We start from the raw sequence: 22588 nt of genomic DNA on the forward strand, positions 1-22588 counted from the left end.
GGACAGTTTTAATTGCCTTGGGTACATTTTTCACTTATAATAAATGTTAAGAAATCTGTAAAAAACGGGGTAGAGGTATGAAAAAAAGTTTGAAGAGAATCATCGTTTCTGCCGGAATGCTCGTGGGCATGCTGGCACTTTTACTTGTTTGTCCCGGAACAGCCATTGAGACAGAGGCTGTAGGTCCTGAGGTGGCAGTCGGAATCGACGTCTCCAAGTATCAGGGCGGAATCAACTGGGGCCAGGTAGCTTCTCAGGGCGTAAGGTTTGCCATGATAAGAGTCGGCACAACCAAGAAGGGCCTTGATGAGCAGTTCATCAACAACATCAACGGTGCAAATGCAGCCGGAGTGCGCACAGGTATCTACATTTATTCCTATGCTACAACACCGGAAGCTGCAGCTGCTGAGGCCAATCAGGTTTTGGCATGGATCGCACCTTACACGGTAACATTCCCCATCGCAATCGATATTGAGGACTCCTGCCAGAAGGGTCTTAATGCAGCACAGCTTCAGGCTATTGCTGATACTTTCTGCGGAATCATAAATGCAGCCGGCTACGAGCCAATGGTATATGCAAGCAGAAACTGGTTCATGGGAAGAATGCCTGCAGTATCATCAGCAAGATGGGTTGCACAGTACAATTCATTCTGCGATTATCCCGGTGACTATGCAATGTGGCAGTCAAGCTCCCACGCTACATATGCCGGAATCCCTACAAGAGTAGATGTTAACCACCTCTATGTTGACTACTTCTCAAGGATCATTCCTGAGGGCTTCAACAGCTGGGGCGGACATGTTTACTACTATCATAACTACCGCAAACAGTATGGCTGGATCAACCTTAGCGGCCAGAGATATCATGCGGATCCCAACGGATTTATCCAGACCGGATGGTTCCAGGATGAGAGCGGAATCTACTACCTCGATCCAAATCAGGGCGGCCTTGCACTTACAGGCTTTGCCGATATAGACGGAGCACGTTTCTACTTCAACGAGAACGGCCAGAGATGCACAGGTCTTTTGAACCTGGGTGGAACAGTGTATTATGCCAATGCAGACGGCGTTTGCCAGAGAGGCTTCTTACAGCTCGAGGACGGCATTCGCTACTTCGATGAGCAGTATGTAATGCGCACAGGTCTTACACAGATCGGTGACAAGCTCTACCTCTTCGATGCCAACGGACTTATGCTCACAGGTATGCATGCTCTTGAGACCGGCCTTTATATGTTCGGCGCTGATGGTATCGCACTCAGCGGCTGGTGGGCTAATGAGCAGGGCCAGAGATATTACTTCGGACCCGGAAATGCAGCAGTGGTCGGACTTCAGACAATTGATAAGTCCAACTACATGTTTGGTGCTGACGGCGTTATGTTTGTTGGCTGGTCAGGCGATGTGGCAAACAGATACTACTTCGGACCTGACGGCAAGATGGTTACAGGCTGGAATGCAATCGACGGCGCAAGCTACTACTTCGGTGCAGACGGCAAGATGGTAGTTGGAATGGCTTCTCTTAAGGATGGCGTTTACTACCTTGATCCTGCAGACGGACACCAGGTTGTAGGCTGGGTACAGCAGCCTGACGGATGGAGATTCTTTGATGGTAACAACGGAAGAATGCTGGTTAAGGTTACAGTACCTCTCGACGGTGTGAACTGCACCTTCGACAAGAACGGTCTCCTTGTAGATCCCGCCGGCTGGACACCCGGAACTCCGCTTCCTGCTCCTGCAGACCCGGCAGCAGATCCTGCAGCTGCAGCTCCCGCCCAGGGCGGCTGATGAGACACCGGGGACGTTTCAGATTGACTCATTTTGAGTCACTGGGGACGTTTCAGATTGACTCATTGATTACTAATAATTAGGCAAAAGCATGAGAGGGCTGGGAAAACAGCCCTCTTTTTTGTGCGAAATATGGCTTTTAGGAAAAACGGTTTTGTAGTATTATATATGAGGTCAAAAACGCAATTTAACGGAAACTTAAGTGAAAAGGAATTAGGAGTGAGGTATGAATTTAGAAGAAGCTAAGAAGAAACTGGAAACATTTGGACAGGAACATGTTCTTAAATATTATGACGAGCTTACAGACGCTGAGAAGCAGGAGCTTCTCACACAGATCGATGAGACTGATTTTGCGGTCCTTGAGAACTGCAAGAACCTTGGTAAGAGCGAGGGAAGAGGACAGTTCAGCCCTCTGGCTGCTATGCAGGTTTCAGAGATAGAGAGAAGAAAAGATGAGTTTGCTGCAGCAGGAATCAAGGCACTCAAGGAAGGAAAGGTTGCTGCTTGCCTCCTTGCAGGTGGAATGGGAACAAGACTTGGCAGCGACAACCCTAAGGGAATGTATGACATCGGACTTACAAAGCCTGTATTCATCTTCCAGAGAATTATCGAGAACCTTCTTGATACAGTTAAGCAGGCTGATGGCGCATACATCAGACTCTTCATCATGACAAGTGAGAAGAATAACGATGCTACAATAAACTTCCTTAAGGAGCACAACTTCTTTGGATACCCTGAGGAGAAGATCACATTCTTCAAGCAGGATATGGCTCCGGCATCTGATTACAACGGCAAGGTTTACATGGAGGGCAAGGGCAGAATCTCTACATCACCTAACGGAAACGCCGGATGGTATGCATCAATGCTTAAGGCCGGACTTCGTGACCTCATTCAGAAAGAGGGCATCGAGTGGATCGATATCTTCGCAGTTGATAACGTACTGCAGAGAATCGCAGATCCTTGCTTTGTAGGTGCAACACTTACAGCAGGCGTAAGCTGCGGAGCTAAGGTTGTTCGCAAGAACGCTCCCGATGAGAAGGTTGGAGTTATGTGTCTTGAGGATGGCAAGCCTTCTATCGTAGAGTACTATGAGCTCTCTCAGGAGATGATGGATGCCAAGGATGAGAACGGCGATCCTGCCTACAACTACGGCGTTATCCTCAACTATCTCTTCAACGAGAATGATCTTTATGAGATCGCGAAAAAGACACTTCCTCTCCATGTAGTAGAGAAGAAGATCCCATACATTGATGAGAACGCAAACCTTGTTAAGCCTGAATCTCCAAACGGATGCAAGTTCGAGCAGCTGGTTCTTGATATGATCCACGAGCTTCCTACCTGCCTTCCTTATGAGGTTGTAAGGGAAAAAGAATTTGCTCCTATCAAGAACAAAGAGGGCGTAGATTCAGTTGAATCAGCAAGAGAGCTTTGCAAGTTAAACGGAATCGAGCTTTGATAGTTTCGACCAGTTAACATTTCGACTGATTGTCCCAACATAAGTTTATTGATTTAAAAGGCGCAGAGCCTTACAATTCAACCATAGTAAACAAATAAGCATCTTAGAAAAGAGGTAACGTATGGCAATTCTTGTAACAGGTGGCGCAGGCTATATCGGTTCACACACAGTAGTTGAACTTCAGAACGCAGGAGAAGACGTTGTTGTAATGGACAACCTTGCCAATGCAAGCAGAAAGAGTCTTGATAGAGTAGAAGCTCTTACCGGCAAGAAGGTTCCATTTTATGAGGCTGATATCAGAGACAGACAGGCTCTGGAAAAGATCTTTTCCGCAGAGAAGATTGACAGCGTAATCCACTTCGCAGGACTTAAGGCGGTTGGAGAGTCTGTCCAGAAACCATGGGAATACTACGATAACAATATTACAGGAACACTTACACTTGTGGATGTAATGAGAAAGCATAACTGCAAGAACATCATCTTCTCATCATCTGCTACAGTATATGGAAATCCGGCATTCGTGCCAATCACAGAGGACTGCCCTAAGGGACAGTGCACCAATCCTTACGGATGGACCAAGTCAATGCTCGAGCAGATCCTTTCCGATATCCAGAAGGCTGACAACGAGTGGAATGTAGTTCTTCTCAGATACTTCAATCCTATCGGAGCTCACAAGAGCGGAACCATCGGGGAGAACCCCAACGGAATTCCTAACAACCTCATGCCATATATCACACAGGTTGCAGTTGGTAAGCTTCCTAAGCTTGGAATTTTCGGCAATGACTATGACACTCCCGACGGCACAGGCGTGCGTGACTACATCCACGTAGTTGACCTTGCAAAGGGCCATGTTAAGGCACTTGCAAAGCTTGCACCCGGAAGCGGACTTAATATCTACAACCTCGGAACAGGCGTTGGTTACAGCGTTTTAGACATCGTCAAGAACTTCGAAGAGGCAACAGGAGTTAAGATCCCTTATGAGATCAAGGACAGACGTCCCGGCGATATCGCAACCTGCTATGCTAAGGCTGAAAAGGCTGAAAAGGAGCTCGGCTGGAAGGCAGAGAACGGAATCAAAGAGATGTGTGCTGATTCCTGGAGATGGCAGAGCCAGAATCCAAACGGATACGAAGACTGATAAGTACTTATCGCAATTAAGGAGCCGGTAGTCAAAATGACTGCCGGCTTTTATAATGTAAGAAAAAAGACATTGTGGGAGTAATTTATGTTTAGACTTTGGGTAAAGCTTTTTAAAGACAACCATCTTCTGAGAGATACAACAATATGTGACGACACGGTTGACACAAGAACTCATAAGGTAATGAACTCTTTGGAGAAGGCATGTTATGAAATGGATCTCTCTAAACCTATATGGCTTGATAACACCATCAAGGACTTCCAGATCCACGACAAATGCAGATTTACTGCGGATTCTTTCATTGAAGAAGTCTCTTTTGACTATATGGAAATTCAAATTTTGGAAGAAGATTATTAATTTTTATATAAGAAATAAAACACATTTTTGTCACAGATTGAATCTATACTAAAGCCATCAAAAGAAAGGAAGGTTCACCAATATGTACGAAGATGACAAGAATGGTCAACAGTCCACAGGCTCTTCAAGCTACAGCCAGTGGAATGCTAATACATCCCAAGCAACAAACAATGGTCCTTACAGTAATTACAACAACAATAATGGCTACAACAATGGTTACAGCAGCAATTATTCTTATGGACAGAGCAGCTATAACTACAATCAGAACGGGCATCCAACCTACGGTACTTACCAGTACAATGCAAATAGCCAGCCCCCTGTAACACCTCCTGCAAACGGTGGCAAGAAGAAGCATACAGCGGCTAAGGTTATCGCAGCAGTCTGCATACTTGCACTTATAGTCGGTGGTGTGGGCTTTGCTTACACACAGGTAGCAGACAGATTTGGACTACCGGTTCCGGGAAAAGAGGCTTTGGTAGAGAATACTGAAGAGGAAGTTAAAGAGGAGGTTGCAGAGGCTCAGAAGGAAGAGACTGAAACAGATAAGACTTCAGCAGCATCTGATTCTGACAACTCAATTTCAACAACAACCGTTTCCGAGACATCACTTGGTGTTGTAACAGATGTAACAGCAGTAGTAGAAGAAGTAATGCCTGCAATGGTTATGATCCACAACAACTACACAGCATCAGCAAGCTACTTCGGATACGTTCAGACAGAAGAAGCAACTGCATCAGGTAGTGGATTCATTGTTGGAGAGAATGACACAGAGCTCCTTATCGCAACCAACTACCACGTTATCGAAGGTGCTGACAGCCTGGAAGTAATCTTTGCAGATGACTCAACAGTAGAGGCAGTTGTAAAAGGAACCGACTCAGATAAAGACCTTGCGGTTATCGCAGTAATGCTTGAAGACATCAGCTCAGATACAAAAGATGCAATCAAGATCGCAACTCTTGGTGACAGCAATTCACTTAAGCTCGGCGAGCCGGCAATTGCAATCGGTAATGCACTTGGCTATGGTCAGTCAGTTACAACAGGTGTAATCTCAGCGGTTAATCGTGAGATCGAGGTTGAAGAGGGCGTTACAGGAACATTCATCCAGACAGATGCAGCCATCAACCCCGGTAACTCAGGCGGAGCACTTATCAACCTTAAGGGCGAAGTTATCGGTATCAACTCTAACAAGCTCGGCGGACAGTACGTAGATGACATGGGATATGCTATTCCTATTTCAGATGCACAGCCTATCATTGATAAGCTCATGAACGAAGAGACCAAGATCAAGGTTTCAGATGAGGACAGAGGATACATCGGTATCTCAGGTGTCAGTGTTACAGCAGAAGTTGAGGCAGCTTACGGAATCCCTCGCGGCGTATATGTAGCTGAGGTTTCAAGAGACGGCGGTGCTGAGGCGGCAGGAATTGAGAAGGGTGATGTTATTACTGAGTTTGACGGTGAAGAGATCACATCAATGGATGACCTTCAGACAAGACTTCAGTTCTATGCTGCAGGTACTACAGTAACCATCAAGGTAATGAGACAGAATGGCGCAGAATATATAGAAGAGCAGTACGATGTAACTCTCGGACACGCAGCATCAACACATGGCGGACAGGATTCAAATGCCGGTGAAGAGGGAGAGACCTCTGATCAGTATGACGGATCTACACACCAGTACCCGGCTATGCCTGGTGGCAAGAATGGTCAGAACGGTCAGGGCGGCAGCAACAGTAACGGTGGCTGATAAATAAAAAAATATGTCTTATCAAATCCGCAGACAAAGCTTATTGTCTGCGGATTTTTGTTGTTAGTATGTACGGTTACGTGGTAGAATTCTCTTAAGTGAACCATTAAAAATACTGTTTAAGGAGCACGATCAATGCGTGATAAGATTAAAAAGATCTACAGAGATATGAGCCTTTTAATGGGATTTACCATGAGCTTTTTCCTGTCAATTGTAGGAACAGCAACCTCAGGACACTTCACTGTTCCGGGGTGGATCATGAGTTTTGTGGTGAGCCTTATCATAAGCCTTATCATCGGTTTTGTGATCCCGGTAGGAAAAGTAGCCGGCGATGTTTCCAAGAGCTTTAACCTAATTCGCGGAACCATGAAGGCAAGACTTGTTGAGAGCCTTGTTTCAAACCTGATCTACACTCCGATAATCACCTTCCTTATGGTAACACTTGCTTACAGCGTAGCTATGAAGCAGAGTAACGGAATGGCCGGTCTTGAGTTTGGCCCTATGTTTTTCCATTCTCTGGCAATAACATTTGTTGTCGGATATATTCTGGTGTTCTTTTTACAGCCGTTCTTTATCAAGAGGCTGATGAAGAAGTATGGTGTCGAAGGCGAGTATGGCTCTAAGTAAAAAGAGCTGACGGAGGAATTCTTATGCACGAGATGATCAGGAAAAGAAATGAACTCTTTGCTCAGAAAGTCATCAAAGGACTTGAGTCAAGGAATATGAAGGCATATTATGCAGCAACCAAGGGAGAGGCGCTTCAGAAGGCACTTGAACTCATCCCCGAAGGGTGCAGTGTTGGAATGGGCGGTGCAATGAGTGCCCATGAGATCGGACTGGTTGATGCTCTTAAAGCAGGAGATTACAGATTTATTGACAGAGATGCCATGGAGGATAAGAGGCAGGCAATGCTCGATACCTATGACGCAGATTTCTTTATCTCCAGTGCCAATGCCATGACTGACGACGGAATCCTTGTCAACATCGATGGTAACGCCAACAGAGTTTCAGCGATCGCTCAGGGTCCGAAGCACGTTCTTTTCATAATCAGCATGAACAAGATCTGCCCTGATCTCGACAGTGCCATGAAGAGAGCAAGAAATGTGGCAGCGCCTGTAAATGCTCAGCGCTTTGGCCTTTCTACTCCGTGTGCCAAGACCGGCGCATGCATGGACTGCAAGTCTCCGGATACCATCTGCTGCCAGTTCCTTATCACTCGTTTCTCCAAGCACGAGGGAAGGATTCAGGTAATCTTGGTAGGAGAGAATGTAGGATTCTAAGCCATGGGAAAAGAGACTGTAAAAGCCGTTCTTTTTGACCTGGACGGAACACTTACCGATACAGAGAAATACTATCAGATAGCCTGGCCAAAGGCTCTTGCGCACTTTGGCTACAAGACGGAGGACTGGATGCCACTTGAGCTTCGCTCACTGGGAAGGCCCTTTGCTCCTGAGAGATTTAAGCAGTGGTTCGGGCAGGACTTCGACTATCAGATGGTGAGGGAATACAGAAAAGGGATTGTGGAAGAGATGATCAGGGAAGGCGGAATCCCACTTAAGCCCGGGGCAAAAGAGATACTGACCTGGCTTCGGGAAAACGGAGTCCTGACAGCTCTTGTAACTGCCAACGAATATCCAAGGGCAGAGAGATACCTAAAAAAGATAGATCTGTTTGATTACTTTGATAAGATCATCTGCTCCAACATGGTTAAGCTTGGTAAACCGGCACCTGATATATATGCATATGCCTGCAAGGAGCTTTCGCTTGACCCGTCTGAAACCTTCGCGGTTGAAGATTCTCCAAACGGAGTAACCAGTGCATATCTGGCAGGGTGCAAGGTCATAATGGTTCCGGACCTAACCCAGCCCGATGAGGAGCTGTCAAAAAAGCTCTATAGAAAAGTTGATAAATTACTGGATATAAAAAGCCTGATCTGACGATCAGGCTTTTCTTTTGACTTTATTATTGAGCTTTTTCAGCTTTCATGGAAGCGATAAGTTCTCCGCTGTTATATCTCTCAATGATGTTGTTGATACGCTCAACAGGATTAAGAAGATCGCTGATTGAAGCGTCATGGTTAAGTGTATCAATGAGGTATGCGATGTACTTACTCATATCACAGCTTACATACCAGTCTCTAGAAAGAAGCTCAGGTGACTGATAGATGAGGTTTGTTGTAAATACCTTGTCGATAAGGCCTTCCTCGTGAGCCTTGTCAAATGCATCAAGACCTGAGGTGAACAGACCGAAGGTTGAGAATGCATAGATTCTTGAAGCCTTTCTGTCCTTGAGGGCTCTTGCTACATCCAGCATGCTCTCGCCGGAGGAGATCATGTCATCGACGATGATAACTGACTTACCTTCTACGCTGGTACCCAGGAATTCGTGAGAAACGATAGGATTTCTTCCGTCAACAACCTGAGTGTAGTCACGTCTTTTATAGAACATACCAACATCAAGACCGAGGACGCTGGCAAGATAAATTGCACGACTCATACCACCTTCATCCGGGCTTATTACCATCATGTGTTCGGAGTCAATCTTGAGATCCCACTCGCTTCTGAGCAGAGCCTTGATGAACTGATATGTTGTTCTTACAGTTTCAAAACCATTTAAAGGAATAGCATTCTGAACACGGGCATCATGTGCATCAAAGGTGATAATGTTATCAACACCCATGTTTACAAGTTCCTGAAGTGCGATAGCACAGTCAAGTGACTCTCTTGAACTTCTCTTGTGCTGTCTTGACTCGTAAAGGAAAGGCATGATAACTGTAATTCTTCTTGCCTTACCACCTACGGCAGCAATGATTCTCTTAAGATCCTGATAGTGATCATCAGGGGACATGTGATTTTCCTGTCCGAATAACTTGTATGTTTCGTTATAGTTACATACATCTACCAGGAGATACAGGTCATCTCCACGTACGGATGTCTTGATAACACCCTTAGCCTCACCGGTTCCAAATCTGGGAATCTCAGCTTCAAGAATGTAGGAAGGACGCTCATAGCCGGTAAATGCCAGGCTGCCTTTGTGCTCATTCTCTCTTTCTGCTCTCCACTTAACGAGATAGTAATCAACCTTCTCTGCAAGTGGCCTTGTACCTTTTAGGGGTATCATTCCAAGGGAACCTACAGGAATGGTCTCCAGATTACGCTTCTCCTCTTTTCTTGGCATTAGTGAAAATCCTCGCTTTCTTTTTGGGCAATCTTCTTTTGGTTTCGAATGTCAGGACCTGATAATTTAAGCAATTTGAAATTGCTTGTGACCCTCGAAAAAATTCGATCCTGATAGGCTTGTTGTAATCCCTCTAGCGATAAATTAGATGTAATTATAGTTGATTTTTTGCGATTATCCCTCTCGTTCAAAAGTGCAAAGAGCTCTGAAGTAACCAGGTTAGTAATCCTCTCGGAACCAAGATCGTCTATAACCAGTAGTTCGCAGTTATAGATATCATCATAAAGGGCTCTGAGTTCATCCTTGGCCTTGTAATCAAAGGTGTTTTCTGCGATCATCTCAAACAGTCCGATTGAACTGAAGTATATTACAGAATAGCCTTTTTTAAGTACTTCGTCTGCCACACAAATGGACAAGAAGCTTTTACCCGTACCAACTGTACCATAAATAAATAAATTTTGGTAGTCGGTGCCAAAATTATTCACAAATTCTTCAGCAGTTTTTTTCGCCCCCAGAAATTTAACCAGATCCTCTCCCTGATAATAAGAATCCTTCATATTCCTGAAATTTGCCTTCTTTACAAGCATTCTCAGGTTGGATTTATCATAGAGAGTATCAATGATCTTCTGCTTGAAGCAATGGCACTTCTCATTGCCTACATATCCTGTGTCCTTACAGTCAGGGCATGTATAACCCATATCCAGGAAATCAGGAGAGTAACCAGCCTCTCTGAGCAAAATCTGCTTTTGTCTTGCAATCTCATCAAGCTGTCTTCTGAGATCGCTTCTATCAAGCTTCTCTCCAGAAAGCATTCTTCTGCCAAAATCCGCAGAAGCAGTAGCCGTCTCATCATCCAGCTCCTTATACCCGGGAACAGCCTCATAAACACTCTGAAGCCTTTCCTCCTGTTCCTGTCTATGAAGATACCTTCTCTCCTCATACTCATGCATTATCGCATCATACTGCGCATTAGTTAACGCCATACACTAACTCCTCATAATTTGATATGTATCTATTTTATATTCGAAATACCTTTGAACCCTACTCAATCAACACTCAATATATCTGAATGTACTCAATCAACATGCAACATATATCTGAAATGTATCACTCTTATTCGATGTGTAAGGTCGGAGCAGTGTACTATATACTCTTTTCGATTTCAAACCACGGAGATGAGACCAATCAATATCAAGTGCCAATGCACGCAGATATTGATGCCCTGGGCTCATCGGAGTCGCCCGGTTTGCCGAGAAAAGAGTATATAGTACACTGCTCAGACCGTATTTTTCCAATAACGTAGACTATTCATGCCTGACACATAAGTATGGCCCTGTACGTGCTCCAGGGAAGGCTAAGTGCCACCGCCGGGCCAAGGTACAGGGCCGAGCTTATGAACCGTCGTCCGACCTGATTCCCCAATCTGTCGGAGCTTTAGTTGTCCAGAAGCTTTTTCTCGAGCTCGGCAAAATCATAAGTGTTTTGCTGGAACTGATTAAAGCGATTCTGGGATACGCCTGAACGAATAGATGATTCGCTTAGACGAAGTTTGGTATCGATGGATGATATGGAAGCCTTAGATCTCTTCTTGGCAAGATCTGCGGTAAAGTTGGCATCAAGCTTGGCAATATCCTCCCTTGTTTTAACCTTTTTCTCGTGCCAGCTGCGTAAAATGGCGTCGCAATATTTAAGACGTCCTTTTTGTGTCGCCATAACAGTGCGGTCGCAGGCTTCCAGGATAATATCCATCGAAAATCCCAACTCCCCACGCCACTTGAGAATGAAGTTTGTCTCCTTCTCAGTAGGTGAGTTTTCCATACCGAGTGCCTTCATGATAGCGATGAAGTCGCTGTCATGTTTAAAGATTTCCGCGCGGGCCTGTTTTGGCGTTTTGATGCCTTGCTGATTCCAGTTAATGGCCACCTTCTCCATGTACCTGAAATCTTTCTTATGATTATCGACGCAATACTGCATCAGATAGTCCAAAAGGTCGTCTGAGAAAGCCAGATCATCGTGAATGTAGCAGATGGTCTGCATCTCAGTGCTTGTAAGTGTCCTTCCGAAATACTGCTCTGCAATGAACAGAAGATTGGATACATCTGTAGTAGCTGCCTTAGCGGTCTTAGCCGGTGCCGGAGCAGGAGCAGGAGCAGCAGGTGCTACAACCTGTGCTGCTGCCTGATTCTGAACACTGTCGCCCCTTCTTCTGCCGTAGCGTCTGTGCTGCTGAGCTACGATATCTTCCATATGAATTCCGGTAAGGTTCTGGGAGGTGTCGTATTCGAGACTGATAAGTCCCTTTTTCTCCCAATATTTAAGTGCACGGATCACATCCGATTCCGTATGGTTGAATTTATCTGCCAGAGCTTCAACACTGGTAGGTAAATTCGCACTCATCATACGCAGTAAAAAGAGGTAGATCTTAATCTGCGCATCGTTTGCGTCCTGCATATATTCGTCAATAAAGATGTTGGAAACATAAGTAGAATCCTCCCCACAATTAGAACTGATCGTCACACGCCCCATCATAAACTTTCATCACCTACTTCATAAAATATCCGAAAAAGAATTGTTTGGTTCTTCGGAACAATTCAGATTATAGCATGGGGATTTTTAAAATGATATGGAAAAAGTGACGAAGAAATCCAGTAAACATCAATGGTTTCTAATTTGAAGAAGTTTTGTGGACAATGTGGATAACGTGGATTATTTATTACAAATCTAATTAAAAAGGTCTGGCATAGGGTTTCTAGACCAGACCTTTATCCACCGAATTAAGTTTACATAAAATATAATTCCGGGTGGAAATGTGGATAAGTTTTACCTTCCAAGGAGCTCATCGCCGATTTTTACAACATCTCCCGCTCCCATGGTTATCAACAAATCTCCCTTAGTGCAATTTTGCAAAAGAAATTTTTCTATCTCATTAAAGTTTTCCGTAGTGGGGAAATAATTGCATTCGTGGCCGAGTTCAACGATCTTGTCCCTGAGAGTACGTGAGCTTATTCCAAGGTTGTCTTTTTCTCTTGCTGCATAAATGTCGGCAAGGATGACATGATCTGCCAGTGAAAGTGCCTCGGCAAATTCGTTCATAAGAGCTTTGGTCCTGGTGTAGGTATGTGGCTGGAATACGCACCAGATCTTGCTGTGAGGGTAATTCTGTGCAGCAGTTAATGTGGCACGGATCTCTGTTGGATGGTGAGCGTAGTCATCGATTATGGTAACTCCGCCGATCTCACCCTTGTATTCAAATCGTCTGCCGGTTCCGTGAAATGCATCCAGCGCAGACACAATTTTGCTTTTTTCTATATTTAGAATGTTTGCAACAGCGATTGCTGAAAGTGCGTTGTAAACGTTGTGGATTCCCGGAACAGAAAGGGAGATCGCAAGCTCTTTTCCTCCCGGAAGATGAGCTGTGAAGGATGGATTACCGTGATCGTCATAGGTAATATCTGTCGGGTAGTAGTCGAAGGAATCGGTTGAGCCGTAAGTTATGATGTCGCATTTAAGGCCGCCTGTGATCTCTTCAACGTTGTCGATCTCGCCGTTGATAACAAGAGTTCCGTCCTCTGGAAGGAGCTCGGCAAACTTTCTGAAAGAGTGTCTGATGTCATCAAGGTCTTTAAAGAAATCCAGATGATCGGCGTCGATGTTTGAAATGATGCTGATCTTGGGGAAGAAGCTAAGGAAGCTGTTGGTGTATTCGCAGGCTTCGGTTACGAAGTACTCGGACTTACCAACGCGGATGTTTCCGCCTATGTCACTGAAGATTCCGCCGATTGAGAGGGTGGGATCTGTCTCTGCCTCCAAAAGGATCTTGGAAAGCATTGAAGTTGTTGTAGTCTTGCCATGAGTTCCTGATACAGCCACGGGAAGATCATACTCTTTCATGATCTGTCCGAGGAGCTCTGCTCTTGTAAGCATTGGAATGCCGGCGTTCTTGGCAGCTACGAATTCCGGATTGTCGGGACGAACAGCTGCTGTGTAAACAACGGCGTTTATGGTTCCGAGAGATGTGATGTTCTCGGCCTTTTGTCCGTAGAAGATTCGGATGCCCTTGTCCTCAAGAGCTCTTGTCATAGCGGACTCTTTCATATCGGAACCTGAAATCTTAAAGCCTTCCTCCACAAGGATCTGTGCAAGACCGCTCATTGAGATTCCACCGATACCGATAAAATAGATATGTTCAGGATTTTTGAAATCAATTTTATACATAGTTTTCCTCTTCTTTATTAAATAAGAAACTACTTTATTCTAGCACTTATTCATGCAAAGTCAAAAATCAGAAAATTCGAAAACGTTTACGTTAATTATATATCATATTTAGACTTTTTCGTGTTTTTTTACGGCATTCTTGTGCTATACTAAAATATAGAAAAAAAGGCAATTTGGTGAGTCACAAAGATCTTTTAGCAACGAGGTGGAGCATGATAAAAAAAGAAATGATCGCCATGCTTTTAGCAGGTGGGCAAGGTAGCAGACTGGGCGTTCTGACATCTAAGATGGCAAAGCCTGCAGTTTCATTTGGGGGAAAATATCGAATCATCGACTTTCCGCTCAGTAACTGCATCAATTCGGGAGTGGACACTGTCGGCGTTCTGACACAGTATCGTCCGCTCAGACTTAATTCCCATATCGGAATTGGAATACCGTGGGATCTGGACCGTAACTTCGGTGGAGTTACAGTTCTTCCTCCGTATGAAAAGAGTGCGAACAGTGAGTGGTACACAGGAACTGCAAACGCAATCTATCAGAATATGGAGTACATGGAAAACTATAACCCGGACTATGTCCTGATTCTTTCCGGTGACCATATTTATAAGATGGACTACGAGACAATGCTTGATTTCCATAAGTCAAGCGGTGCTGACGTTACCATTGCTGTTATGCCTGTTCCTATGGAAGAGGCCAGCAGATTCGGTATCATGATAACAGACGAGAACAAGCGTATTGTGGACTTCGAGGAGAAGCCTGAGCATCCACGCAGCAATCTTGCTTCGATGGGTATCTACATCTTCTCATGGAAGGCCCTCAGGGATGCGCTTATCAAGAATAAAGATCAGGCAGGACTGGACTTTGGTAAACATATCATTCCTTACTGCAAGGAACAGGGACAGTCATTATTTGCTTATGAGTTCGACGGATACTGGAAGGATGTAGGAACTCTTACATCTTACTGGGAAGCCAATATGGAGCTCATCGACATCGTGCCTGAGTTCAATCTCTATGAAGAGTATTGGAAGATCTACACATCAAGCGGAGTTCAGCCCCCACAGTACCTTGGCCCGGAGAGTGCCATTGAGAGAAGTATTGTCGGCGAAGGCTGCGATATAGAAGGTAAGGTTTACAACTCAGTTATAGGACCCGGCGTCAAGATTGGTAAGGGAACGGTTGTCAGCCATTCCATCATCATGAACGAGACTCAGATCGGTGAGAACTGCAGCATTGAGAAAGCTATCATTGCTGAGAGGGCACAGATTGGAAACGGCGTTATACTGGGAACCTTCGAGGAAAAAGAGAATGAGACAAAGCCCGGAATTTATTGTGAAGGTCTCTGCACTATCGGAGAGAGATCAGTTATACCAGACGGTGTAAAGGTTGGTAAGAACACTATGATCTCCGGAGTTACAACTGCTGACGACTACGTGGACGGAGTCCTGGACAGCGGAAGAACATTAGATAAGGCAGGTGATTAAGTATGAGGGCGATTGGTATTATTTTAGCAGGCGGCAGCAGTAGCAGGATGCAGGAACTGTCCAAGAGAAGAGCGGTTTGCGCAATGCCGGTGGCTGGTTTTTACAGAAGTATCGACTTTGCACTCAGCAACATGACCAACTCTCACATCCAGACAGTAGCCGTATTTACACAGTACAATGCAGGAAGTCTTAACACACACTTAAGTTCATCAAAGTGGTGGGACTTCGGACGTAAGCAGGGAGGACTTTACGTATTCACTCCCGCAGTTAAGGCATCAGGTAATCTCTGGTACAGAGGTACAGCAGATGCGATTGCACAGAATCTTGATTTCCTTAGAAGCTGCCACGAGCCGTATGTGGTTATTACTTCAGGAGACTACGTATATAAGATGGACTACGGCAAGCTTCTTGAGTACCACATTCAGAAGCAGGCTGACATCACAGTTGTATGCAAGGATATGCCGGCAACAATCGACACTGAGAGATTCGGAACCGTTCGTATGAACGAGGAGAGCCGTATCGAGGAGTTCGAGGAGAAGCCCGTTGTATCAAGATCCAACACCATCTCCTGTGGTATCTACGTCATCAGAAGAAGACAGCTCATCGAGCTCATTGAGAGAGCTGAAGAGGAAGAGAGATACGACTTTGTTAGAGACATCCTTGTAAGATACAAGGATATGAAGAGAATATACGGATACAAGATCAAGGATTACTGGAGCAACATCGCTTCCGTAGAAGATTACTACAGGACCAACATGGACTTCTTAAAGCCTGAGATCCGTCAGTACTTCTTCCGTGAGTATCCGGGTATCTACACCAAGGTTTCCGACCTTCCGCCGGCTAAGTATAACGTAGGGGTAAACGTTAAGAACGGCCTTATCTCCAGCGGTTGTATCATAAACGGAACCATTGAGGATTCAGTAATCTTCAAGGGCGCCTTCATCGGAAACAACTGTTACATCAAGAATTCAATCATCCTGAATGATGTATACATCGGAGACAACTCACATATTGAGAATTGCATTGTAGAGAGCCACGGCACAATACAGGCAAACTCATATTATAAAGAAGAAAATGGAATAAAGGTAGTCGTAGAGAATAACGAGAGGTACGTAATCTAAGGTTATTCGGCAACAGAGTTGTAATCAAGAGGGGGTTACACTATGAAGATTACAGATATTCGTGTTAGAAAGGTTACAAAGCAGGGCAAGATGCGTGCAGTGGTTTCGGTTACTTTTGACAACGAGTTCGTTGTACACGACATCAAAGTGATCGAGGGCGAGAGAGGACTCTTTATTGCAATGCCCAGCAAGAAATCAGCTGATGGAGAGTATCGTGACATCGCGCATCCCATCAACTCAGACATGAGAGGCGTACTTCAGAGCCAGATTCTTGAGGCTTACGACAAGGCATCTCTTGAGGAGCCGGAGGGCGAGGAAGCGCCTGCAGAGGCTTGACAGACAATAGCTTAAAGTGAATAATGGGTATAATAACAGGGGACTTAGATTACTAGGTCCCCTGATTTATGCTGGGGGATGGGATGTTTGAATTTTTAAAGGCATTATTTTCAGGGAAGAATAAAGAGGAAGACGGCAATATGTTCGTTATAGTGGGACTTGGAAACCCGGAGAAAAAATATTTCGGAACCAGGCACAACGTGGGCTTTGCTACCATTGACTACCTGTCCGATAAATATAACATAGGTCTTACAGAGACCAAGTTTAAGGCAGCCTACGGTAAGGGCAGAATAGGAAACGAGAGAGTTATCCTCGTTAAGCCCCTGACTTACATGAACCTCAGTGGTGAGGCAGTGGCTCCTATCTGTAATTATTTCAAAATAGATTCAAAGACAAATCTTATAGTGATCTCCGATGACGTTGAGCTTGATGTGGGGAACCTCAGAGTTCGCCCCAAGGGAAGCGCCGGAGGACACAACGGACTTAAGAATATCATAGCCCAGCTTGGACATGACGAATTCTCAAGAGTCCGCATCGGAGTTGGCAAGAAGCCCAAACAGTGGGATATGGTGGACTGGGTCCTGGGACACTTTGAGGGAGAAGATGCCACTCTTATTAAGGAAAGTATTGAAAGAGCAGCCGAAGCTGTCGCCTGCATCATAGAAGAAGGCACCGACAGCGCCATGAACAAATTCAACGGAAAAGTTAAATGAGAGCAATCACCACACCCCTTTCTGAGCTGAAGGAATTTAATGAAATAAATGAGTATCTTGAAAAGCCCTTCGCCTGCGCTGAGGTAACAGGCTGCGTTGACTCGCAGAAGCTCCACTTCATCGACGGACTTGGCGCTGATTTCAAGTACAGGATCATCGTGACCTACTCTGACCTTCGGGCAAAAGAGATCTATGAGGACTACAAGTTTTACGACAGAAATGTCACAGTATATCCCGCCAAGGATCTGATCTTCTACCAGGCCGACGTTCACAGCAACGAGATCGCAAGGCAGAGGATCAGGTGCATGAGAAGGCTCATCGAGGGAAGACCCGTAACGGTGGTCACTACTTTTGCTGCCCTGATGACTCCGCAGATTAAGCCCGAAGTCATCAAGAATCACATTCTTTCCCTGGACAGACACAGCGCGATAGACGTTGTTGAGATCGGCAAAAAGCTTGTCACCATGGGCTATACCAGAAACTATCAGGTAGAAGCTCCCGGTGAGTTCTCAATCCGCGGAGATATCGTGGATGTCTTTGACCTGACAGAGGAAAATCCTTTCAGAATCGAGCTCTGGGGCGATGAGATCGACTCCATAAGAAGCTTTGACATTCTCTCCCAGAGATCCCTTGAAAAGCTGGAGTCCGTGGATATCTACCCGGCCTCCGAGATCATCCTTGAGGATGAGGAGCTTGAAAAGGGCTTTGAGAAGATTCAGGAAGATACAGATAAAGTCGTAAAGGCTTTAAGAGATGAGTTTAAGACTGCAGAAGCCCATCAGCTTAAGAAGCAGACTGAGGAGCTCAAGGAGCAGCTCTTTGAACTAAAGGCAGCAGTCAATCTCGAGAGCTATATCAGATATTTCTATGAAGATACAGTCACCATCCAGGAGATGTTCCCCAAGGGTAGGAGCTGTATCTTTATCGACGAGCCACAGCGCGTACAGGAACACGCCATGGCTGTTGAAGCAGAGTTCCGTGAGAGCATGACCCACAGAGCAGAAAAGGGATATGTGCTTCCGGGACAGATGGACATTCTTTACCCCATAGACAACTGCATAGCAAGAATGGGTAACGGCAGGAGAGTCCTGGTGTCTGCTCTTTCAATGCCGGCTTCTCTAAATCTCTTTTCCCCGGAAAAGAGCTGGGACATTAAGGCAAGAAGTATCGCAGCCTACAACAACAGCTTCGATTCTCTGGTCAGTGACCTTAAGAATTACGCAAAGCGAGGCTACAAGGTTCTCATTCTCTCCGGCTCAAGAACAAGGGCAAAGAGAATAGTTGAGGACCTTCGTGACAACCTTGTCAGCGCCTTTTACAGCGAGGATCCGGGTAGGGTCTTGCAGCCCGGCGAGATCATGACCTATTACGGCAGGATAATGAAGGGCTTTGAGTATCCTGACATCAAGTTCGCAGTCATTGCGGAGAGTGATATCTTCACCGAGCACACAAGGAAGAAGAAAAAGAAAAAGAGCCAGTACAGTGGCGAGAAGATCTCCGACTTTGCTGACCTTAAGATAGGTGATTACGTAGTTCACGAGGATCACGGTCTTGGTATCTACAGAGGTATCGAGAAGATTGAGACCGACCATGTGGTCAAGGATTACATCAAGATCGAATACGGCGGTGGCGGAAATCTCTATGTTCTGGCTACAGGTCTTTCTGTTATTCAGAAGTACGCATCCGGAGGCGATGATGAAAACGCTCACAAGCCAAGGCTCAACAAGCTTGGAAGCGGCGACTGGAGCCATACCAAGAATAAGGTCAGAGCTGCAGTTGAAGAGGTGGCTCAGGACCTTGTGGAGCTCTATGCCAAGAGGCAGCAGGCTGTGGGCTTTGAGTTCGGAAAAGACACAGTATGGCAGCAGGAGTTTGAGGACGCCTTCCCTTATCAGGAGACGGAGGATCAGCTCACTGCCATCGACGATACCAAGAAAGATATGGAATCAAGCCGTATCATGGACAGACTTGTCTGCGGAGACGTTGGCTTTGGAAAGACAGAGGTGGCTATCCGCGCGGCTTTCAAGGCGGTACAGGACGGCAAGCAGGTGGCGGTTTTGGTTCCCACAACCATCCTTGCTCAGCAGCACTACAACACCTTCTCCGAGAGAATGCGTGCATTCCCGGTGAGGGTTGATCTCATGTCCAGATTCAGGACACCGGCCGAGCAGAAGAAGACAGTTACAGATCTTAAGAAAGGCCTTGTTGACGTTGTCATCGGAACCCATAGGCTCTTGTCTAAGGATATTGAATACAAGGACCTTGGTCTTCTGATTGTTGATGAGGAACAGCGCTTTGGCGTAACCCACAAGGAAAAGATAAAGACCATGAAGGAGAATGTTGACGTTCTGACGCTGACAGCAACTCCTATCCCAAGAACTCTTCACATGTCACTGGTTGGCATCAGAGACATGAGCGTTCTTGAGGAAGCGCCCAACGACAGACTTCCGATCCAGACCTACGTTATGGAGTACAACGACGAGCTGGTCAGAGAGGCCATTGTCAGAGAGCTTTCGAGAAACGGACAGGTTTACTATGTTTACAACAGAGTCAACACCATAGCTGACACAGCTGCCAGAATTCAGAAGCTTGTGCCTGAAGCCAATGTTGCCTTTGCCCATGGCCAGATGAAGGAGTCGGAGCTTGAGAGAATCATGTACGACTTCATCGACGGAACCATAGATGTTCTTGTCTCTACTACTATTATTGAGACAGGACTTGATATCCCTAACGTTAACACCATGATCATCCATGACTCGGATAAGATGGGACTTTCCCAGCTCTATCAGTTAAGGGGCCGTGTCGGCAGATCCAACAAGACAGCCTATGCCTTCCTTATGTATAAGAGAGACAAGATGCTCAAGGAAGTTGCGGAAAAGAGACTTGCAGCCATCAAGGAGTTTACCGACCTGGGCAGCGGATTCAAGATCGCCATGAGGGACCTTGAGATCAGAGGTGCAGGAAATCTCCTTGGCAAAAAGCAGAGCGGACACATGGCAGCAGTAGGATACGATCTCTACTGCAAGATGCTCGGTGAAGCGGTCAAGATCAGAAAGGGCGAGGATACCGAGGAAGTCCTGGATATGCCCGGAACAAGTATTGACCTTGATGTCAGTGCCTTTATTCCTGACAACTATATCTTAAACGAGGATCAGAAGCTTGAGATCTACAAGAGGATCGCAAGCATAGAGAATCAGACAGAATGTGATGAGATGAAGGACGAGCTCATAGACAGATTCGGAGAAGTTCCCGAGACAGCACTTAACCTTCTTCGTATATCTCTTTTGCGTGCAAGGGCACACGAGCTCTACATCATGGAAGTAAAGGGCGGAAACGGCAGCATCGAGATCAAGATCAGCCCCAGCGCCAAGATAGATCCCGGCAAGATCCCGGGCTTTATCGCCTCCTACAAGGGGAATATGGCTTTCCACAGCACCGGCATTCCTGTATTTGTCTACAAGTACAAGAAGGATACAAACCCAACCAAGGCCGAGAAGCAACTTCTTGAAGATGCCGAGACGCTTATTGAGAAGCTTGGAGAGCTGCGGGCGTGATGTGGTGAATAGTGCGATGTGTAATGCGACGTGGGTAGGAAGAATTTCCTACGCAATTGTATTAAAACTATAAATGCAGTGGAGAAATGCTGGGGTAATTGATGGCATGCTCCACTGCATTTTTAATTATCTAAGTATTGCAGTGGAGATAATTTGAAGGAATAGTAGACAAGCTCCACTGCATTTTTGATTTTTCAGTTATTGCAGTGGAGGAATTTAGAAGAAATTGAAGGTTTGTTCCACTGCATTTTTAATAAATCAGTTATTGCAGTGGAAAAGCGCAGATGGAAAAGACAAAATTCTCCACTGCAAAATGCAAAAATCATAATTTGCAGAGGATGAGCGAGGAATTTAGCCTACTCATGGCCCTATGCAAAGAAGCAAATATCGGAAATGCAGTGGAAAACATGGCTGGAAGTATGTTATGGATACAGCGAAAATATCCATTGAAATAGAAGCATCTTGACAGTTGTTACTATAATTCATTATAATCCACAATTATCTAATACATTCTAAGAGAAGTGCGTACCGGTTCTCGGATTTCAATGCGCATATTTTCCGGAAGAGATATAACAGAAAAGCAAAACATCAAATCTAAATAGCAATAAAGATAGGAGAAGAATGAAAGACATTATAATCGATTACCTTCAGGAAGAGAAACAACGCCTGGAGAAATTGCTTCAATCTGCAATACAGGACAAAGAGCGTGCGCCGGAAGGATGTCTTAGAGTTGCAAGAAAAGGGGATCATCCGGAGTTTTATCACAGAGCATCAAAAGAAGATCGTCTTGGCTGCTATATACATAAAGACAGGATAGATATTGCACAAGCGTTAGCGCAAAAGACCTATGCAGATAGATTTATTAAATCACTGAACCCAAAGCTTGATCTTATTGATTCAATTATTCATGAATATGAGACTAATCAAGCGAAGGAGATTTATGGCAGGCAGACTGAGATAAGACAGCGTCTTATAAAGCCATATTTAATCGAAGATACCGAGTTTGCAAAAAGATGGCTGGAAATTCCTTATGAACCGAACCCTAAATATCCGGAGAAGAAAGATCAGAAAACTGCAAATGGTGAGTGGGTTCGCTCTAAATCTGAAGTTATTATTGCAGACAATCTTAAAATGCTTGGCATACCATATAAATATGAAGCTCCTGTAAAGATTCCCGGAACTTCAGAGGGGGATGCCTACCATGCGATGGTGGAATCTCCATCGTCCATAATATATCCTGACTTCACATGTCTTAATGTCAGACGTCGCAAGCTTGTTTATATTGAACATTTTGGAATAATGGATAGCCCTGATTATCGTGATAAAGAGTTCTTCTGGAAAATCAGGAACTATGAAAATGCAGGGATCATCCAAGGGAAAAACTTTATTATGACATTTGAAGACGACGAGCATACTTTTAACTTTGCAAACTACAAGTGTGCCATCGAAGAACTCCTCCTTAAATAGGCGAATACTTTAATAATGTAAACTGCTAAACAATATGATATAATCAAA

General features: G+C 45.1%; 19 protein-coding genes. 15 read left to right on the forward strand and 4 right to left on the reverse strand.

The window, feature by feature from the left end:
• Positions 1-77: 77 nt before the first annotated feature.
• The 8 genes from G633_RS0111790 (at position 78) to G633_RS0111825 (ending at position 8413) form a co-directional block, all read left to right on the forward strand.
• Positions 78-1778 carry a GH25 family lysozyme gene (locus tag G633_RS0111790; protein WP_026520030.1) on the forward strand — a complete coding sequence of 567 codons (1701 nt, stop codon included), beginning with the start codon at positions 78-80 and terminating at the stop codon, positions 1776-1778.
• A 226-nt stretch (positions 1779-2004) separates the two neighbouring features.
• Complete coding sequence (locus tag G633_RS0111795; protein ID WP_026520031.1) at positions 2005-3234, forward strand: UTP--glucose-1-phosphate uridylyltransferase; 1230 nt, start codon at positions 2005-2007, stop codon at positions 3232-3234.
• Positions 3235-3355: 121 nt separating this feature from the next.
• Positions 3356-4372: a UDP-glucose 4-epimerase GalE gene (galE, locus tag G633_RS0111800; RefSeq protein ID WP_026520032.1), complete on the forward strand. Its 1017-nt coding sequence runs from the start codon at positions 3356-3358 to the stop codon at positions 4370-4372.
• A gap of 87 nt (positions 4373-4459) precedes the next feature.
• Positions 4460-4729, forward strand: a complete 270-nt coding sequence (locus G633_RS0111805) for a hypothetical protein (RefSeq protein WP_022768015.1) — start codon at positions 4460-4462, stop codon at positions 4727-4729.
• 82 nt (positions 4730-4811) lie between these two features.
• On the forward strand, positions 4812-6476 hold the full coding sequence (locus tag G633_RS19770) for a S1C family serine protease (protein ID WP_081664772.1): 1665 nt from the start codon (positions 4812-4814) through the stop codon (positions 6474-6476).
• A 135-nt stretch (positions 6477-6611) separates the two neighbouring features.
• Entirely contained in the window at positions 6612-7103 is a 492-nt protein-coding gene (locus G633_RS0111815) for a hypothetical protein (RefSeq protein WP_022768017.1), read from the forward strand.
• Positions 7104-7126: 23 nt separating this feature from the next.
• A complete protein-coding gene (locus G633_RS0111820) occupies positions 7127-7756 on the forward strand; it encodes a lactate utilization protein (protein WP_022768018.1) in 630 nt (209 codons plus the stop codon).
• A gap of 3 nt (positions 7757-7759) precedes the next feature.
• Positions 7760-8413, forward strand: coding sequence for an HAD family hydrolase (locus G633_RS0111825; protein WP_026520033.1), 654 nt, complete (start codon positions 7760-7762; stop codon positions 8411-8413).
• A gap of 25 nt (positions 8414-8438) precedes the next feature.
• On the opposite strand, the gene G633_RS0111830 is transcribed toward G633_RS0111825, so the two are convergent.
• The 4 genes from G633_RS0111830 to murC form a co-directional block, all read right to left on the reverse strand.
• Entirely contained in the window at positions 8439-9653 is a 1215-nt protein-coding gene (locus tag G633_RS0111830) for a ribose-phosphate pyrophosphokinase (protein WP_026520034.1), read from the reverse strand.
• On the reverse strand, positions 9653-10636 hold the full coding sequence (locus tag G633_RS0111835) for an ATP-binding protein (RefSeq protein ID WP_026520035.1): 984 nt from the start codon (positions 10634-10636) through the stop codon (positions 9653-9655). The genes G633_RS0111830 and G633_RS0111835 overlap by 1 nt, the downstream gene beginning before the upstream one ends.
• A gap of 451 nt (positions 10637-11087) precedes the next feature.
• On the reverse strand, positions 11088-12104 hold the full coding sequence (locus G633_RS0111840) for a DnaD domain protein (RefSeq protein WP_242838863.1): 1017 nt from the start codon (positions 12102-12104) through the stop codon (positions 11088-11090).
• 369 nt (positions 12105-12473) lie between these two features.
• Complete coding sequence (gene murC, locus G633_RS0111845; RefSeq protein ID WP_026520037.1) at positions 12474-13868, reverse strand: UDP-N-acetylmuramate--L-alanine ligase; 1395 nt, start codon at positions 13866-13868, stop codon at positions 12474-12476.
• Positions 13869-14080: 212 nt separating this feature from the next.
• On the opposite strand from murC, the gene G633_RS0111850 reads away from it, so the two are divergent.
• The 7 genes from G633_RS0111850 to G633_RS0111880 all read left to right on the forward strand — a co-directional run bounded on the left by G633_RS0111850 (position 14081) and on the right by G633_RS0111880 (position 22540).
• Complete coding sequence (locus tag G633_RS0111850; protein ID WP_022768024.1) at positions 14081-15349, forward strand: glucose-1-phosphate adenylyltransferase; 1269 nt, start codon at positions 14081-14083, stop codon at positions 15347-15349.
• Positions 15350-15351: 2 nt separating this feature from the next.
• A complete protein-coding gene (gene glgD, locus G633_RS0111855; RefSeq protein WP_026520038.1) occupies positions 15352-16470 on the forward strand; it encodes a glucose-1-phosphate adenylyltransferase subunit GlgD in 1119 nt (372 codons plus the stop codon).
• 42 nt (positions 16471-16512) lie between these two features.
• Entirely contained in the window at positions 16513-16806 is a 294-nt protein-coding gene (spoVG, locus tag G633_RS0111860; protein ID WP_022768026.1) for a septation regulator SpoVG, read from the forward strand.
• An 83-nt stretch (positions 16807-16889) separates the two neighbouring features.
• Positions 16890-17519: an aminoacyl-tRNA hydrolase gene (gene pth / locus G633_RS0111865; RefSeq protein WP_304412525.1), complete on the forward strand. Its 630-nt coding sequence runs from the start codon at positions 16890-16892 to the stop codon at positions 17517-17519.
• Positions 17516-21073 carry a transcription-repair coupling factor gene (mfd, locus tag G633_RS0111870; RefSeq protein ID WP_026520040.1) on the forward strand — a complete coding sequence of 1186 codons (3558 nt, stop codon included), beginning with the start codon at positions 17516-17518 and terminating at the stop codon, positions 21071-21073. Before pth ends, mfd begins: the two co-directional genes overlap by 4 nt.
• A 284-nt stretch (positions 21074-21357) precedes the next feature.
• On the forward strand, positions 21358-21528 hold the full coding sequence (locus G633_RS19965; protein ID WP_155834953.1) for a hypothetical protein: 171 nt from the start codon (positions 21358-21360) through the stop codon (positions 21526-21528).
• Positions 21529-21694: 166 nt separating this feature from the next.
• Positions 21695-22540 carry a hypothetical protein gene (locus tag G633_RS0111880; protein ID WP_026520041.1) on the forward strand — a complete coding sequence of 282 codons (846 nt, stop codon included), beginning with the start codon at positions 21695-21697 and terminating at the stop codon, positions 22538-22540.
• Positions 22541-22588 lie beyond the last annotated feature (48 nt).

Origin of the sequence: Butyrivibrio sp. FCS006 (assembly GCF_000424525.1) — a bacterium.
In the GTDB taxonomy this organism is placed as follows: Bacteria; Bacillota; Clostridia; order Lachnospirales; family Lachnospiraceae; genus Butyrivibrio.

What these genes read in the sequence shown, in the direction of transcription:
- G633_RS0111790 (WP_026520030.1), top strand. Translation starts at nt 78, where the DNA reads ATGAAAAAAAGTTTGAAGAGAATCATCGTTTCTGCCGGAATGCTCGTG.
- G633_RS0111795 (WP_026520031.1), top strand. Translation starts at nt 2,005, where the DNA reads ATGAATTTAGAAGAAGCTAAGAAGAAACTGGAAACATTTGGACAGGAA.
- galE (WP_026520032.1), top strand. Translation starts at nt 3,356, where the DNA reads ATGGCAATTCTTGTAACAGGTGGCGCAGGCTATATCGGTTCACACACA.
- G633_RS0111805 (WP_022768015.1), top strand. Translation starts at nt 4,460, where the DNA reads ATGTTTAGACTTTGGGTAAAGCTTTTTAAAGACAACCATCTTCTGAGA.
- G633_RS19770 (WP_081664772.1), top strand. Translation starts at nt 4,812, where the DNA reads ATGTACGAAGATGACAAGAATGGTCAACAGTCCACAGGCTCTTCAAGC.
- G633_RS0111815 (WP_022768017.1), top strand. Translation starts at nt 6,612, where the DNA reads ATGCGTGATAAGATTAAAAAGATCTACAGAGATATGAGCCTTTTAATG.
- G633_RS0111820 (WP_022768018.1), top strand. Translation starts at nt 7,127, where the DNA reads ATGCACGAGATGATCAGGAAAAGAAATGAACTCTTTGCTCAGAAAGTC.
- G633_RS0111825 (WP_026520033.1), top strand. Translation starts at nt 7,760, where the DNA reads ATGGGAAAAGAGACTGTAAAAGCCGTTCTTTTTGACCTGGACGGAACA.
- G633_RS0111830 (WP_026520034.1), bottom strand. Translation starts at nt 9,653, where the DNA reads ATGCCAAGAAAAGAGGAGAAGCGTAATCTGGAGACCATTCCTGTAGGT.
- G633_RS0111835 (WP_026520035.1), bottom strand. Translation starts at nt 10,636, where the DNA reads ATGGCGTTAACTAATGCGCAGTATGATGCGATAATGCATGAGTATGAG.
- G633_RS0111840 (WP_242838863.1), bottom strand. Translation starts at nt 12,104, where the DNA reads ATGCAGGACGCAAACGATGCGCAGATTAAGATCTACCTCTTTTTACTG.
- murC (WP_026520037.1), bottom strand. Translation starts at nt 13,868, where the DNA reads ATGTATAAAATTGATTTCAAAAATCCTGAACATATCTATTTTATCGGT.
- G633_RS0111850 (WP_022768024.1), top strand. Translation starts at nt 14,081, where the DNA reads ATGATAAAAAAAGAAATGATCGCCATGCTTTTAGCAGGTGGGCAAGGT.
- glgD (WP_026520038.1), top strand. Translation starts at nt 15,352, where the DNA reads ATGAGGGCGATTGGTATTATTTTAGCAGGCGGCAGCAGTAGCAGGATG.
- spoVG (WP_022768026.1), top strand. Translation starts at nt 16,513, where the DNA reads ATGAAGATTACAGATATTCGTGTTAGAAAGGTTACAAAGCAGGGCAAG.
- pth (WP_304412525.1), top strand. Translation starts at nt 16,890, where the DNA reads ATGTTTGAATTTTTAAAGGCATTATTTTCAGGGAAGAATAAAGAGGAA.
- mfd (WP_026520040.1), top strand. Translation starts at nt 17,516, where the DNA reads ATGAGAGCAATCACCACACCCCTTTCTGAGCTGAAGGAATTTAATGAA.
- G633_RS19965 (WP_155834953.1), top strand. Translation starts at nt 21,358, where the DNA reads ATGGAAAAGACAAAATTCTCCACTGCAAAATGCAAAAATCATAATTTG.
- G633_RS0111880 (WP_026520041.1), top strand. Translation starts at nt 21,695, where the DNA reads ATGAAAGACATTATAATCGATTACCTTCAGGAAGAGAAACAACGCCTG.